The following is a 13,897-nucleotide window of genomic DNA, read 5'->3' as shown; positions in this document are numbered from 1 at the left end:
GGAGACGTTGTGGAGGTCATCGGGCAGGTGACCCTCCGCCCGGCACGTCCTGGCCGGCCGGCCCCGCCGGCCGGCCGCGCAGGTGGCGCTGGAGGCGGGCGTGGCGGAACTGGTAGACGGCGCCGACCTGGCGCAGGACACCGCGCCGGTAGGCGTCCTCCAGGAAGGCGACCGTCGCCCAGGGGAGGCGGCCGGTCAGCGGCAGCCAGATCCGGGCCAGGAGCACCCACTGGCCCCAGGCGGTGAACGCCAGCACGTAGGAGAGCGCGCCGGCCACCCCGCCCACGGCGCCGAGCGCGAGCCCCTCGGCCATCGGCCAGGTCAGGGGGCCGACGACACCCTGGAGCAGCTCGGTCATGAGCCGGCCGCCGAAGGCGATCACCAGGGTCAGCATCGGCGCGAGGAAGAGTGCCTGGCGCACCACGATACTGCGGTTGACGGCCAGCAGGTCCGTCGGGGTGGCGGCCCGGCCGAGGTCGATGGGGGTCTCCAGCGTGGCCACGAGCCCGAGTACGAGGCCTCCTGCCAGGGCGAACGTGAGCCCGTACATGAGGCAGTTGACGGCCGTCGCCTCGATCACCGCCGCGTTGACCAGCACCCCGCCGTACGTCAGCTGCGCGCCCACGGTGAAGGCGATCCCGCACCCGAGGCCCATCACGAAGCCGCCCAGCAGTCCGGCCGGAACCAGGGTGGCGAACCTGCGGGAGGACGGTCCGACGCCGCGCCGGCGGCGGCCGGGCAGCCGCATCCGCACCCGGGACGGCTCGAACGCCCTGATCCCGAGCACGGCCATGAGCCCGTAGACCAGCCCGAAGGCGAGGCCGACGGCGGGGCCGAACAGCACCGCGTCCAGCAGGCCCGCACCCAGGGCGAACGCGGCGCCGCGGCCCGCGGCCAGGTTCTTCGCCGGGAAGACCAGCCAGTCGGCGACGGCGGTGACCAGGGAGCAGGCGAGGACGACGGCCAGGATCCGCGAGGACGGCCGCAGCGAGTCGCGCAGCTGCCACCACGCCAGGTCCTGGCCCGCGCGGCGCCCGGGCCGGTCCAGGTGGTCGGCGAGGTGGCCCAGGTAGCGCCCGGCGCGGTACGGGTCCCAGCCACGGGACCTGCGCCCGCGGCGGGCGCCCGGGACGGCCATGGGCAGCGGCCGGTAGACGCTCGGCACGAACCCGGCCAGCAGATGCTCCTCGATGGCCTCCGGGGTCGGGAAGCGGGCCTCGTCCAGCAGCCCGGCAGGGTCCTGGGCCGGGGTGTCGCTGTAGGCGGTCCGGGCGAGCAGGACCATCAGCGGGGTGCTCAGTACGGCCCTGAGGCGGGCGCCCGGGCTGTCCTCCGGGTCCGTGCGCAGCCGCTCCAGGACGGGGTCCCACCCGGTGGCGGCCCGGCCGTCCCCGCCCTCCCGGCCGGCCGGTCCCTCCCGGCCGGCCGGCGCCCTCGGGCGCGCGGTGCGCGGCAGGTAGTGGACCAGGTCGGCGGCGTCGAGGTCCAGCAGCTCGATGCCCGCGGTCCGGCGGAGCACCTCGACCCCGACGGCTTCGGCGAACTGCTCGGTGCGGCTGGTCAGGAGCAGCGGCAGCGAGCTCGCGTTGAGTTCGCGCAGGGCGACGCCGAGCAGCCCGGTGGCCATCTCGTCGAATCCGTCCAGGACCGGCAGGATCCATCCGGCGTCCACCAGGGCGGCGGCGAGGGTCGAGCCGCCGGGGGCGCGGGCGTCGAGGTTCGGGTGGTCGCGCAGCAGGCGGGCGATCAGCCAGTCGCGCAGGGTGGTGCCGGTCGGGTCCCACGACCCCATGCTGAAGACCACCGGCACGGGCTCGGCGTCGGAGCGCGCGCCCAGGTGGTCGAGGACGAACCGCAGGACGAGGACGGTCTTGCCGGAGCCGGCCCGGCCGAGCACCACCAGCCGCCCGGACCGGACGCGCCGGTAGACGTCGGCGATGTCCGTGAGGCCGCCGTCCAGGGAGAGCGGGCCGCGGGCGGTTCCGGGCGCGGTGCCGCGGATGTTGTCCCAGTGGTCCAGCAGGTCGGCGGGGGCCGACCGCCACCGCACGGGAAGCGGGAAGGGGTCGTGGATGCGGCGCTGCTCCTCCTCGCGGATGCAGCGGCCGTAGACGTCGTGGGCGAGCGCCCCGGCGGCCTCGGCCAGGGCGCCCCGGGACGTCGGCAGTGTGCGGTGCGGCGCCGGCCGGGCCGGATGTTCCGGTTCGGGCGTCCGCTCCGGCACCGGCCGGGGCGCCTGCACCGGCTCCGGCTCCGGCTCCGGTACGGGAGCACGTGCGGCACGCAGGTCCTCACCGGCGGCGGCTCCGTTGCCGCGGTGGGCGGCCAGCAGATCCGTCCAGAGCTCGTCCCGGTCGCGCTTCAGCTCGTCGGCCAGCGCGTGCGCGACCTGCTTCACCGTTCCCATCCGGGCGTCGGTGGGTTTGCCGGTCTCCAGCCGGTGGATGGTGCGGACCCCGAGCCGGGACCGCTCGGCCAACTGCTCCTGCGTCATCCCCGCCTCGTGCCGCAACCCGCGGAGCAACGCACCGAACCGGCTGCTCACTTGTCCGCCCTTTCACCCGACGACGACCCTGCCACTTGAGTCCGATGTCCTCCCGGATCCCGGTCAAACCACGGGGCATCACCGACCGGCCACATATGGCCGGTTGCGGGCATGGTCCCCCGACCAGCACGAACACCACGATGAGTGCCGGTCGCCGCACTCGACGCGGTGTCCGCCTTGACCCAGGGGAGTTGACCCGTATGTCCACCAAGAAGCCGCACAGGCTCGCCCATCGCCTCAAGTCCGTCGTCGCGTCGACGGTCCTCCTGCTCGCCGGCGCCGTGGCCGCGCCGACCACCGCGCAGGCCGCCCCGGCGAACCACTACTACATCGAGATCGGCGGTACCGGTGCGGCCGCGGCCGCACCGGGGTGCACCACGAGCTTCGACGCCGCGAACCGGCATCTGAACGGGGGCATCGCGATTCCGGTCTGCTACGTGGCCAGCGGCGGCCCCTTCGTCGGCAGCCACAACGAACAGCCGGCCCCCTTCGCACCGAGCTTCGGCGACAGCGTGAACCAGGGCTACTGGAACGCCCGGGCCGCCTTGGAGGAGGCCTACCGGACCGACCCGACCGCCACCTTCACGATCGCCGGCTACTCCCAGGGCGCCTGGGTCGCCGACCTGTTGCTCCAGACGATCGCCGACAACGGCACCGAGGTGCCGCGCGACCGGGTCGACGGCATGCTCTACTCCGACCCGATGCAGCCCGGAACCGGTTTCTGGCGCCTGGTCCCCCAGGGGGTCCTCATCCCGTTCGTGGCGTACTCCCCCGGCACCGGGCCGGAGGATTTCCCCGGCGTCCCGGTCCAGCGCCACTGCATCAAGACCGACGGGGTCTGTGACGCGACGTCCCTGGACTCCTTCCCCGGCTTCCTGCAGCAGCACCCGCGTTACTTCCGGGAGGGCGAGATCATCGCGACCACCCTCGCCCAGCACGGCGGCAGCGGGACCGTCTGGTACCCGGCGGCCTGATCGGGGCAGCACGGCGCCGCGGCCCGCCCGGGGGGACGGGCCGCGGCGTCGTGCCGTGGAAGGCGGCGTTCAGACGGTGGCGGCGGCCCGCGTCGTGGTCGCGATGGTGGCCGAGCCGACCACACGGGTGCCGTCGTACAGCACGATCGCCTGGCCGGGGGCCACGCCCCGGACCGGCTCCGTGAAGGAGACGCGCAGCTCGCCGTCCACGACCTCGGCGAAGACCTCGGTCTCGCCGCCGTGGGCGCGCAGCTGGGCGGTGTAGGTGCCCGGGGCGGCGGCCACGGCTCCGCACCAGCGGGGGCGGATCGCGGTGAGGGCGGTGACGTCGAGGGCCTCGACGGGGCCGACGGTGACGGTGTTGTTCACCGGCGAGATGTCGAGGACGTAGCGCGGCTTGCCGTCGGGGGCGGGGTGGCCGATGCGCAGGCCCTTGCGCTGGCCGATGGTGAAGCCGAAGGCGCCCTCGTGGGTGCCGACCTTCTCGCCGGTCACCTCGTCGACGATGTCGCCCTCGGCCTTGCCGAGGCGGTTCGCGAGGAAGCCCTGGGTGTCGCCGTCGGCGATGAAGCAGATGTCGTGGCTGTCGGGCTTCTTCGCGACGGCCAGCCCCCGCTCCTCGGCCTCGGCGCGGATCTCTTCCTTGGTGGTGAGGGTGTCACCGAGCGGGAAGAGGGCGTGGGCGAGCTGCTTCTCGTCGAGGACGCCGAGGACGTAGGACTGGTCCTTGGCCATGTCGGAGGCGCGGTGCAGCTCGCGGGAGCCGTCCTCGTTCAGCACGACGGTGGCGTAGTGACCGGTGCAGACGGCGTCGAAGCCGAGCGCGAGGGCCTTGTCGAGCAGCGCCGCGAACTTGATCTTCTCGTTGCAGCGCAGGCACGGGTTCGGGGTGCGCCCGGCCTCGTACTCGGAGATGAAGTCCTCGACGACGTCCTCGCGGAAGCGCTCGGCGAGGTCCCAGACGTAGAACGGGATGCCGATGACATCGGCGGCCCGGCGGGCGTCTCGGGAGTCCTCGATGGTGCAGCAGCCGCGGGCGCCGGTCCGGAAGGACTGCGGGTTCGCGGAGAGCGCCAGGTGGACGCCGGTCACGTCGTGCCCGGCTTCGACCGCGCGGGCGGCGGCGACGGCGGAGTCCACGCCCCCGGACATGGCGGCCAGGACGCGAAGGGGACGGGCGGTGCGCGGCAGGTTCTCAGTCATAGCACCGTCCAGAGTACGGGGGAACCGGGCGGGGTCACAGCGCGTTATCGGGGTACGGGGGGTGGATCACATCGTCGAGCAGGGGAACAAGGGGAAGAAGTCGCCGGGGCGGACCCGCAGGGCCGTGCTCTTCGGCGGGCTCGGGGTCTTCGCGGCGGCGGCGGTGGCCGGCCGGGAGGAGATCGGCCGGGCCTGGTGGCTGATACCGGGTGTGGACAAGCCCCGCAAGGAGGGCGAGCTCGACCACGCGGGCGCGAGCTGGACGTCGGCCTCGCCGGCGAACTGGCGCAAGGCGGACCGCCCGGCCGACTACCGGGTGGACCGGATCGTCGTGCATGTCACACAGGGCGGCTTCCAGTCCTCGGTGGACGCCTTCCAGAACCCGTGGCACAAGGCGTCGGCGCACTACATAGTGCGCGGGGACGGGCACGTGGAGCAGATGGTGCGCGAGCTGGACGTGGCCTTCCACTCGGGGAACCGCTCGATGAACGAGCGCAGTGTCGGCATCGAGCACGTGGGCTTCGTGGACCGCCCGCAGGACTTCACGGACACGATGTACGCGGCTTCGGCGCGGCTGGCGGCCGACGTCTGCCGCCGGTACGGCATACCGGCGGACCGCACCCACATAGTCGGCCACTCCGAGGTGCAGGGCGCCGACCACACCGATCCCGGCCGCCACTGGGACTGGAACCGCTACATAGGCCTGATCCGGGCGGCCCTGGACGCTTAGGCCGGGCCCGGCAGGATCCGGAAGAGACGGCCTGGTGCTGTGGCCGGAAAGCTTGGCCGGGTTGCGGCGTCCGGTGCACGGGGTCTCCCCAGGCCCGCAGGGCCTGGGGGAAGCATCGTCGTGACCCGGTGAACCTTGCCGGTCACAGCACTAGCTGAGGCCCGCCGTGCGGGCGCGCTCCACCGCCGGGCCGATGGCCGCGGCCAGGGCCGCGACGTCCTCCTTGGTGGAGGTGTGGCCGAGGGAGAAGCGCAGGGTGCCGCGGGCCAGCTGCGGGTCGGTGCCGGCGGCCAGCAGGACGTGGCTGGGCTGGGCCACGCCCGCCGTGCAGGCGGAGCCGGTGGAGCACTCGATGCCCTGGGCGTCGAGCAGGAGCAGCAGCGAGTCGCCCTCGCAGCCGGGGAAGCTGAAGTGGGCGTTGGCGGGAAGCCGCTCGTCGGGGTCTCCCCCGAGAACGGCGTCGGGCACGGCCGCGCGGACGGCGGCGACCAGCTCGTCGCGCAGGGCGCCGATCTCGGTGGCGAACCGCTCGCGCCGTTCGACGGCGAGGACGGCGGCCACGGCGAAGGCGGCGACCGCCGGCACGTCGAGGGTGCCGGAGCGGACGTGCCGCTCCTGGCCGCCGCCGTGCAGGACGGGTACGGGACTCTGGTCGCGGCCGAGCAGCAGAGCGCCGATGCCGTAGGGGCCGCCGATCTTGTGGCCGCTGACGGTCATGGCGGCGAGAGCGCTGTCGCCGAAGTGGACGTCGAGCTGGCCGAAGGCCTGGACGGCGTCGGAGTGCAGCGGGATCCCGTACTCACGGGCGATGGCGGCCAGTTCGCGGACCGGCATGACGGTCCCGATCTCGTTGTTGGCCCACATGACGGTGGCCAGAGCCAGGTCGTCGGGGTTGCGCTCGACGGCCTCGCGGAAGGCGTCGGCGTGGACGCGCCCGTAGCGGTCCACGGGCAGGTACTCGACCTGCGCGCCCTCATGCTCGGCGAGCCAGTGGACGGCGTCGAGCACGGCGTGGTGCTCGACGGGGCTGGCGATGACCCGGGTCCGGGCGGGATCGGCGTCGCGCCGGGCCCAGTAGAGGCCCTTGACGGCGAGGTTGTCGGCCTCCGTTCCGCCGGCGGTGAAGACCACCTCGCTGGGGCGGGCGCCGACCGCCTCGGCGAAGGCCTCGCGGGCCTCCTCCACGGTACGGCGGGCCCGGCGGCCGGCGGCGTGCAGGGAGGAGGCGTTCCCCGTGGCGGCGAACTGCGCGGTCATCGCCGCGACGGCCTCCGGCAGCATCGGGGTGGTGGCGGCGTGGTCGAGGTAGGCCATGATCCCCCGATTCTACGAGCCCGCCGGTGGCCGCTTGCGCCGCGGGACCCCACGATGGCCGGCAAGGCACCCCGGGGCGCCGCCGGACCAGTCGGCCCGGGCCGGGCCGGCGTCAGGCCAGGCCGGCGTCAGGCCAGGCCGGCGTCAGGCCGGGCGCAGGGCGCGGGCCAGTTGGCGGGACTGCGCGACCAGGTGGTCCGAGGAGTCCCAGACCTCGGCGTCCTCCTCCAGGAAGCCGCCGGACAGGTTGCGGGTGGTGATGGAGACCCGGAGCGGGCCGGGGGCCGGGCGGCGGCGGACGTGGGTGGTGAGTTCCACCGTCGGGGTCCAGGCCACCAGGCCCATGTCGAAGGCGGTCGGCGGGAGCGCGTCGACGGCCAGGAGCATGGAGAGCGGGTCGGCGTCGCGGCCGTCGGCCAGCTCGAACCAGGCCCGCATCTCGCCCTTGCCGGAGGGCGCGCCGACGGCCCATCCGGCGGTCGCCGGGTCCAGGCGGAGGCGGAGCCGGTCCACGATGGCGGAGCTGCCGGGGATCGGGGCCGGGCCGGCCTCGGGGCCGATGCAGTCCTCGTAGGCGGGGATGGCGGGCGGCACGGCGACGGTGCGTACGTCGTCCGGCAGGGCCGCGAGGTCGCCGTAGGAGGCGAGGACGCGGATGCGCTCGATCTCGGCGCCGCTCTCGTCGTACTGGAACAGCGAGGCCTGGCCGGTGGAGAGGGTGCGGCCGACGCGGACGACCTGGGTGCGGATCACGGCGGGGCCGGGCACGGAGGAGGTCAGGTAGTGCGCGGAGACGGTGAACGGGTCCGGGTGCGGGAGGGCCGCCGACAGGGCCCGGCCGACCAGGGCCAGCAGGTAGCCGCCGTTCACGGCGGCGATGATCGTCCAGCCGGCGGAGAGTTCCGCGTCGTACACCCCGGGCTCGCCCGCGCGTGCGGTGATGGCGGTGTCGCGGTCGAACTCACTGTCGCCGATGGATGCCTTGGCAGCTGCGTGTGACATGCAAACGACGGTACACCGGCTTGCTACTAAGCGGTAGCTTTCTTTTGTTACGGCTCTTCGGCCACCGACGACCGCCTGTTCCAGGCCAGCGGTGCCCGCCAGTGGTAGCGCATGGCGAGGAGGCGGAGGACGAAGGTGGTGACGATCGCGAGGCCGGTGGTGATGCCGTTGAGGGCGTGCAGGCTGATGAAGACGGCCACCATCGAAGCGCCGACCAGCGCGGGGACGGCGTACATCTCGCGGTCGCGCAGCAGCGAGGGCACCTCGTTGACCAGCACGTCGCGCAGGACGCCGCCGCCGACGGCCGTGGTCACGCCGAGCGCCGCAGAGGCGGTGAGTCCGAGGCCGTACTCGTAGGCCTTGGTCGTGCCCGTCACGCAGAACAGCCCGAGGCCGGCCGCGTCGAAGACGTTGATGGCGCGGTTGATCCGCTGGACCTCGGGGTGCAGGAAGTAGACGATCGCGGCGGCGACCAGGGGGGTCACGAAGAAGCTGAGTTCGCCGAAGGCGGCGGGCGGCACGGCGCCGATGACGATGTCCCGGAAGAGACCGCCGCCCAGCGCCGTGACGAGCGCGAGCACGACGATGCCGAAGACGTCGAAGTTCTTGCGGACGGCGAGCAGGGCGCCTGCGGTGGCGAAGACGAAGATGCCGGCGAGGTCCAGGGCATGCTGGATCCCGGGCGGGAAGAGATCGTGGAGCACCGGGCCATTGTCACCTGCGGCGGGCTCGGCAGAATGCGGGGCTCCGCCGACGCCGGGTGTGCCGTGCGGTGCCGTCGCGGGGGCGCTGCCCCCGAACCCCCGCGCCTCGAACTCCCCCAGCTACCGCTGGGAGGGGCCCCCGGGCGGGGCTGGGATGGGATGGGGCCGGCGTCGTCCGGTGGGGCCGGAACCGCGCCGAAGGCGGTTTCGGCCCCACCGGGTGGTCACTCCGTGACCTTGGCCACCGCGTCCGCCGCGCCCGGCAGGGGCTGGTCGCCCGGTGCCTGGTCGGGGGCGTTCTCCGGGTGGTGGCAGGCCACCTGGTGGCCCGGCTTCAGCGCCAGCAGCGGCGGCTCCTGCGTCGCGCAGATCTGCGTGGCCTTCCAGCACCGGGTGTGGAAGCGGCAGCCGCTCGGCGGCGAGATCGGCGACGGGACGTCGCCCTTGAGCAGGATGCGGCCGCTCTTGGCGCCGCGCCGCCTCGGGTCGGGCACGGGCACGGCCGACATCAGTGCATTGGTGTAGGGGTGCATGGGCGACCCGTACAGCCCCTTGTTGTCGGCCAGCTCGACCATCTTGCCGAGGTACATCACGGCGATGCGGTCCGAGACGTGCCGGATGACGGAGAGGTCGTGCGCGATGATCACGTACGTGAGCCCGAGCTCGTCCTGGAGGTCGTCCAGCAGGTTCACCACCTGGGCCTGGATCGACACGTCCAGCGCCGAGACGGGCTCGTCCGCGACCACCAGCTTCGGCTTCAGCGCGAGAGCCCGCGCGATGCCGATGCGCTGGCGCTGGCCGCCGGAGAACTCGTGCGGGTAGCGGTTGTAGTGCTCGGGGTTGAGGCCCACGAGCGAGAGCAGCCGCTGGACCTCCGCCTTGAGCCCGCCCTCCGGGCTGACCTTCTGGAGCTTGAACGGCGCGCTGACGATGGTGCCCACCGTGTGGCGGGGGTTCAGCGAGCCGTACGGGTCCTGGAAGATCATCTGCACGTCCCGGCGCAGCGGGCGCATGCCCGACACCCCGAGGTGCGTGATGTCCTTGCCCTCGAACTCGATGGAGCCGCCGGTCGGCTCCAGCAGCCGCGTGATCAGCCGGCCCATGGTCGACTTCCCGCAGCCGGACTCGCCGACGATGCCGAGGGTCTCACCGCGCCGGACGTCGAAGTCGAGGCCGTCGACGGCCTTGACCGCGCCCACCTGGCGCCGGATCAGCCCCTTGGTGATCGGGAAGTGCTTCGTCAGGCCGGTGACCTTGAGCAGGACCTCGGGAGAGTCCTTGGCCTGCGCGGGAATGACCACCGATTCCGGCTTCTTCGTGTCAGGCGTCTCGGTCACAGCTTCGGCGCAATCTCTTCGGTCCAGATACGGGTCCGCTCGTCCTGCGACATGTGGCAGGCGGACCAGTGGCGGCTGTCGTCCTGGGTGAGCTCGGGCCGGACCGTACGCGTCACGTTGCCCTTGGGCACGTCGGCGTACGGGCAGCGCGGGTTGAAGGCGCAGCCGTCGGGGATGTTGATGAGGCTGGGCGGGGAGCCCTTGACCGGGATGAGGCGCTCGCTCTGCTCGCGGTCGATGCGCGGCATCGAGCCCAGCAGGCCCCAGGTGTAGGGGTGCCGGGGCTCGTAGAAGACCTTCTCGGCGGTGCCCCGCTCGACGCACCGGCCGCCGTACATCACGAGGATCTCGTCGGCCATCTCCGCGACCACGCCGAGGTCGTGCGTGATCATGATGACGGCGGAGCCGAACTCCTTCTGCAGATCGCGGATCAGGTCCAGGATCTGCGCCTGCACGGTGACGTCCAGGGCCGTGGTCGGCTCGTCCGCGATCAGCAGGTCGGGGTTGTTGACCAGCGACATCGCGATCATCGCGCGCTGGCGCATGCCGCCGGAGAACTGGTGCGGATAGTCGTTCACGCGCTTGCCCGGCTCGGGGATGCCCACCCGGTCGAGCATCTCGACGGCCCGCTTGCGCGCCGTCTTCTTGTCCACGTCGTTGTGGACGCGGTACGCCTCCACGATCTGGGCGCCGATCGTGTAGTACGGGTGCAGCGCGCTCAGCGGATCCTGGAAGATCATCGCCATGTCGCGGCCCCGCAGACGGCGCACCTCCTCGGGATCGGCGGACAGCAGTTCCCTGCCCCCGAGCCAGATCTCGCCCGACATCTCGACGTTGGAGCGGTCGGCGTTGCCCGCGCGGTGCAGGCCCATGACGGCCAGCGAGGTGACCGACTTGCCGGAGCCGGACTCGCCCACGATGCCGAGGGTCTGGCCCTTCTCCAGCTGGAAGGAGAGCCCGTCGACGGACTTGACGACGCCGTCGTCGGTGGGGAAGTGGACCTTGAGATCGCGTACGTCGAGGAAGGCCTGGGAGGGAGGGCCGTCACCCGGTCCCGCCACGAGGGCCGTGGCGGTGGCGGTGTGCGCGGCACGGTCGGCGGCGGCAGCGGCGGACGCGCCGGCCTCGCTCCCCTTCGGAGTCGGATCGGTCACGACAGCCTCACCCTCGGGTCGATGATGGCGTAGACGAGGTCGACCACCAGGTTGCACAGCACGATGAAGGCTCCGGCGAAGAGGGTCACCCCGAGGATCTTCGGCAGGTCGTTCACCGCGATGGCGTGGTACGCGTACTCACCGATGCCGTGGTACGAGAAGACCGTCTCGGTGACGATGGCGCCGCCGAGGAGCAGCCCGAAGTCCATGCCGAAGATGGTCACGATCGGGGTCAGCGCGGAACGCAGCCCGTGGCGGGTGATGACCACCCGCTCGCGCAGGCCCTTGGCGCGCGCGGTGCGGATGTAGTCCTCACTCATGGTCTCCAGCATTCCGGCCCGGGTGAGCCGGGCGTAGAGCGCCGAGTAGAGGAAGGCCAGCGTGCTCCATGGCAGGACCAGCCCCTGGAACCAGGCGGCCGGATCCTCGGAGAAGTCCACGTACACATTGGTGAACACGGGCCAGTTGAAGACGAAGACGGCCAGCGAGAGCGTGCCGGTGAAGAACATCGGCAGCGAGACGCCGGCGAGGGCCACGCCCATCGCGAGCCGGTCGAAGAGCGAGCCCGGTCGCAGGGCCGAGACCACGCCCGTGGTCACACCGGTGATCAGCCAGATGACGGCCGCTCCCAGGGTGAGGGAGGCGGTGATGGGCAGCCGGTTGACGATGTCGGGCCAGACCTCGACGTGGTCCTTGAAGGAGTAGCCGAGGCAGGGGGCGCTGCACTGCGTGGGGTCGGGGCCGTAGTTGAACTCGCGGCCCGCGAAGATGCCCCGCAGGAAGTCCCAGTACTGCGCGTACAGGGGCTGGTCGAAACCGAGGTTCTTCTTGACCGCGGCGATGGACTCGGGCGAGGGGTTCTTGCCCACGTACTGGGTGGCCAGCGAGTCGGCCGTGCCGCCGGCCAGCCGGGGCAGCAGGAAGAAGATCGCGAAGGTGATCGCGCTGACAACGAGCAGCAGGAACACCGCGGCGAACAGCCGCCGGACGATGTACACAAACACGGGGGTCGGCTTCGGCGTCCGCCGGTCCGCCCCGCACCCCGGTCGGGGGCGCGGGACGGACCGGCGCGCGCACTGCTGCCTTCACCTGCCTTCCACGGTTCTGGCAGATCTGGCTGAGAGGGTCGAACTGCCTGAGGACTTGACGTCCGGGGTTACTTCAGGCCGATGTTGAGGTAGTCGTACTGACCGCTCCACGCCGGGTTGGAGACCACGTTGGTGATCTTGGGCGAGCGGTAGTGCAGGACCTTGAAGTAGGTCAGGGGCACGATGACCGCCTGGTCCATGACCTTCTTGTCGATCTCGCCGTAGACCTTCTCGCGGGCGGCGGAGTCGGTGTTGGCGATGTTGTCGTTCAGCATCTTGTTGATCTCGGGGTCGTTCAGCTGCGACAGGTTGGTGTTGCCCGTCTTGCTGATCGCGTCACCGTGGACGACCTGCTGGAGGAAGCCGAAGCCGCTCGGCCAGTCGGCGCCCCACTGCATCATCATGAGGCCGATCTTGTTGTCCTCGGTGAACTTCGGGACGCCCGCGTAGTCGCTGAAGTACTTGCCCGCCGGGAACTGCTGGATCTTGACCGTGATCCCGATCTTCTTCAGGGACGCCTGGATGGCCGTGGCCATGTCGACCTCGCCGGCGCGGTCGTTGCGCGCGGTGATGGTGGTCTCGAAGCCGTTGGGCTGGCCGCAGGCGGTCAGCGCGGCCTTGGCCTTGGCCTCGTCACCCTTGTCGTCCGGGGTCTTGTAGGTGTTGAAGTCCACGTGACCCGGGATGTCGGTCGGCAGGACGGTGCTGGCGATGGCGCCGCGGATGGGGCCGCCGAAGGCGGTCTGCACCGACACCTTGTCGACCGCGTACTGGACCGCCTTGCGGCACTCGACGTTGTCGAAGGGCGCCACCTTGGTGTTCATCGCCATGTAGACGAGGCGACCACCCTCGGCGTTGTCGGTGTTGGGGTCCTTCGAGGTCAGCAGCTCGGTCTGGGTCTGCTGGGCCACACCGTTGCCGACGATGTCGATGTGGGTGTTGCCGGCCTTCAGGTTGGAGTCGATCGTCTCCTGGTTGACCTTCAGCTTGACGACGATCTTCTCGGGGAGCTGCTTGCGCAGCGGGTCCGTGGAGGCGTCCCAGTTGGGGTTGCGGACCAGGACGGCCTGCTTGTCGTGCTCGTAGCTCTCGAACATGTACGAGCCCGAGGAGACGATGTTCTTCACATAGTCCGCGCCGTTGTCCTTGGCCTTCGGCACGGGGGCCGACTGCGGGTTCGCCAGCAGGTAGTCGAACTCGGCGAAGGGCTGCTTCAGCTTGAAGACGATCGTCTGGTCGTCGGGGGTCTCGATGGACTGCAGTCCGGTGTCGGACTTGTCCTTGTACGGGCCCTCGTACGGGGTCTCGTTGTTCTTGAGGTACTGCGCGAGGTAGTTCGGGCCGTTGGAGTGCACGTCACGCGCGAAGTTGCTGCGCTCGACCGCGTACTTGACGTCCTTGGAGGTGACCGCCGAGCCGTCGCTGTACTTGACGCCCTTGCGCAGCTTGTACGTCCAGGTGGCGCCGCCGTCGCTCGGCGTGCCGAGGCTCTCGGCGAGGTCCGGGACCACCTTGTTGCCCTCGGCGCCCGGGGCGGGCGCGAAGGTGGTCAGCGGACGGGCGTACAGGCGGCTGAAGTTGAAGACGAAGCCGTAGTACGTGTTGCCGGGGTCGAAGGAGTCGGGGGTGTCGGACGCCTCGTAGACGACCGTCCCGCCCTTCTTGTCCGAGGCGTTGACCACGGCCTTGACGGCGGCGTTGGAGCCGGCCGACTTGTCGTCGCCGCCGGTCTTGTCACCACCATTGCAGGCGGAGGCGGTGAGGGCGACGGTGATGGCGGCGGCAAGCACCGCGGCTGTTCTCGACCTGCTTCTCATGGCGGAGTGATGCCCCCTGATTCGGAGTG

At 71.5% G+C, this 13,897-nt stretch carries 11 protein-coding genes; 2 read left to right on the top strand and 9 right to left on the bottom strand.

Annotated features, from left to right (window positions below; translation table 11 throughout):
- Positions 1-16 precede the first annotated feature (16 nt).
- Entirely contained in the window at positions 17-2,545 is a 2,529-nt protein-coding gene (locus ACFY0D_RS09265; protein ID WP_390797703.1) for a helix-turn-helix domain-containing protein, read from the bottom strand.
- 200 nt (positions 2,546-2,745) lie between these two features.
- Here ACFY0D_RS09265 and ACFY0D_RS09260 point away from each other — a divergent pair, with 200 nt between their 5' ends.
- Entirely contained in the window at positions 2,746-3,519 is a 774-nt protein-coding gene (locus ACFY0D_RS09260) for a PE-PPE domain-containing protein (RefSeq protein ID WP_390797702.1), read from the top strand.
- A gap of 69 nt (positions 3,520-3,588) precedes the next feature.
- Here ACFY0D_RS09260 and mnmA read toward each other — a convergent pair whose 3' ends face one another.
- On the bottom strand, positions 3,589-4,722 hold the full coding sequence (gene mnmA, locus ACFY0D_RS09255) for a tRNA 2-thiouridine(34) synthase MnmA (RefSeq protein WP_390797701.1): 1,134 nt from the start codon (positions 4,720-4,722) through the stop codon (positions 3,589-3,591).
- Between the two features lie 61 nt (positions 4,723-4,783).
- Between mnmA and ACFY0D_RS09250 the strand changes: the two genes are divergently transcribed.
- Positions 4,784-5,452: an N-acetylmuramoyl-L-alanine amidase gene (locus ACFY0D_RS09250; protein ID WP_390797700.1), complete on the top strand. Its 669-nt coding sequence runs from the start codon at positions 4,784-4,786 to the stop codon at positions 5,450-5,452.
- Between the two features lie 150 nt (positions 5,453-5,602).
- On the opposite strand, the gene ACFY0D_RS09245 is transcribed toward ACFY0D_RS09250, so the two are convergent.
- The 7 genes from ACFY0D_RS09245 to ACFY0D_RS09215 all read right to left on the bottom strand — a co-directional run bounded on the left by ACFY0D_RS09245 (position 5,603) and on the right by ACFY0D_RS09215 (position 13,868).
- Positions 5,603-6,766 carry a cysteine desulfurase family protein gene (locus tag ACFY0D_RS09245; protein WP_390797699.1) on the bottom strand — a complete coding sequence of 388 codons (1,164 nt, stop codon included), beginning with the start codon at positions 6,764-6,766 and terminating at the stop codon, positions 5,603-5,605.
- A 144-nt stretch (positions 6,767-6,910) separates the two neighbouring features.
- Entirely contained in the window at positions 6,911-7,768 is an 858-nt protein-coding gene (locus ACFY0D_RS09240; protein ID WP_390797698.1) for a thioesterase family protein, read from the bottom strand.
- 47 nt (positions 7,769-7,815) lie between these two features.
- Positions 7,816-8,472 carry a trimeric intracellular cation channel family protein gene (locus ACFY0D_RS09235; RefSeq protein ID WP_390797697.1) on the bottom strand — a complete coding sequence of 219 codons (657 nt, stop codon included), beginning with the start codon at positions 8,470-8,472 and terminating at the stop codon, positions 7,816-7,818.
- A gap of 224 nt (positions 8,473-8,696) precedes the next feature.
- Positions 8,697-9,773: an ABC transporter ATP-binding protein gene (locus tag ACFY0D_RS09230; RefSeq protein WP_390797769.1), complete on the bottom strand. Its 1,077-nt coding sequence runs from the start codon at positions 9,771-9,773 to the stop codon at positions 8,697-8,699.
- A gap of 32 nt (positions 9,774-9,805) precedes the next feature.
- Positions 9,806-10,870: an ABC transporter ATP-binding protein gene (locus ACFY0D_RS09225; RefSeq protein ID WP_390797768.1), complete on the bottom strand. Its 1,065-nt coding sequence runs from the start codon at positions 10,868-10,870 to the stop codon at positions 9,806-9,808.
- 89 nt (positions 10,871-10,959) lie between these two features.
- The gene (locus ACFY0D_RS09220) at positions 10,960-11,967 is read right to left on the bottom strand and encodes an ABC transporter permease (protein ID WP_351151042.1); all 1,008 of its coding nucleotides are present in this window, start codon (positions 11,965-11,967) and stop codon (positions 10,960-10,962) included.
- A gap of 152 nt (positions 11,968-12,119) precedes the next feature.
- Positions 12,120-13,868, bottom strand: a complete 1,749-nt coding sequence (locus ACFY0D_RS09215) for an ABC transporter substrate-binding protein (protein WP_390797696.1) — start codon at positions 13,866-13,868, stop codon at positions 12,120-12,122.
- Positions 13,869-13,897 lie beyond the last annotated feature (29 nt).

Origin of the sequence: Streptomyces sp. NPDC001502, assembly GCF_042894785.1 — a bacterium.
GTDB classification, from domain to species: Bacteria; Actinomycetota; Actinomycetes; order Streptomycetales; family Streptomycetaceae; genus Streptomyces; species Streptomyces kutzneri.
Note: the sequence above shows the minus strand (reverse complement) of the source record. Positions and strands in the feature narration are given on the sequence as shown.

Bases quoted from the DNA above. Each gene is read 5' to 3' on its own strand.
- ACFY0D_RS09260 (WP_390797702.1), top strand. From the start codon at position 2,746: ATGTCCACCAAGAAGCCGCACAGGCTCGCCCATCGCCTCAAGTCCGTC.
- mnmA (WP_390797701.1), bottom strand. From the start codon at position 4,722: ATGACTGAGAACCTGCCGCGCACCGCCCGTCCCCTTCGCGTCCTGGCC.
- ACFY0D_RS09245 (WP_390797699.1), bottom strand. From the start codon at position 6,766: ATGGCCTACCTCGACCACGCCGCCACCACCCCGATGCTGCCGGAGGCC.
- ACFY0D_RS09240 (WP_390797698.1), bottom strand. From the start codon at position 7,768: ATGTCACACGCAGCTGCCAAGGCATCCATCGGCGACAGTGAGTTCGAC.
- ACFY0D_RS09215 (WP_390797696.1), bottom strand. From the start codon at position 13,868: ATGAGAAGCAGGTCGAGAACAGCCGCGGTGCTTGCCGCCGCCATCACC.